This window comes from Streptomyces tibetensis (genome assembly GCF_007655005.1).
Lineage (GTDB): Bacteria > Actinomycetota > Actinomycetes > Streptomycetales > Streptomycetaceae > Streptomyces > Streptomyces tibetensis.
In genome coordinates this window covers 1-404 of sequence record NZ_SZVW01000071.1, presented here as the reverse complement: position 1 = coordinate 404, position 404 = coordinate 1, and the positions used below count along the sequence as shown (strand labels likewise).

Genomic DNA, 404 nt, shown 5'->3' with positions numbered 1-404 from the left:
AGAGATGTTAGGTAGAATAGTCAATAATTGTTGTTATAATGCTTTGAAACTCTGACAGCATGAGTAAGGAAAGGAAGTACTTCTCATGTTTGGTGATGAAATTTTAGTAGATAAGGCAAAAAATGGCAAGGTTAGACCTTGGAAAGAAAAGAAATTAGCTAATTTAACCTATGCTGAATATTTACAGATTCTGGAAATAAAAAAGGCTTTTAGAGTAAAAAAATGTGGCAATCTTTTGACTTTTACAAAGAGTGAAGATGGCTTAAAACTTTATCAAACATGGTTTTGTAAGAGTCGACTATGTCCATTGTGTGCTTGGCGTTACGCTATGAAAAATAGTTATGAATTGAGTTCAATTCTAGATGTTTTTTATAAACGATATCCAAAATCAAGATTTTTATTTT

Annotated in this window: 1 protein-coding gene; it reads left to right on the top strand. The window is 30.4% G+C overall.

Annotated features, from left to right (window positions below; all coding sequences use genetic code 11):
• Positions 1-85 precede the first annotated feature (85 nt).
• The coding region (locus FDO69_RS40970) for a protein rep (protein ID WP_138430338.1) at positions 86-404 on the top strand (319 nt) is incomplete at its 3' end.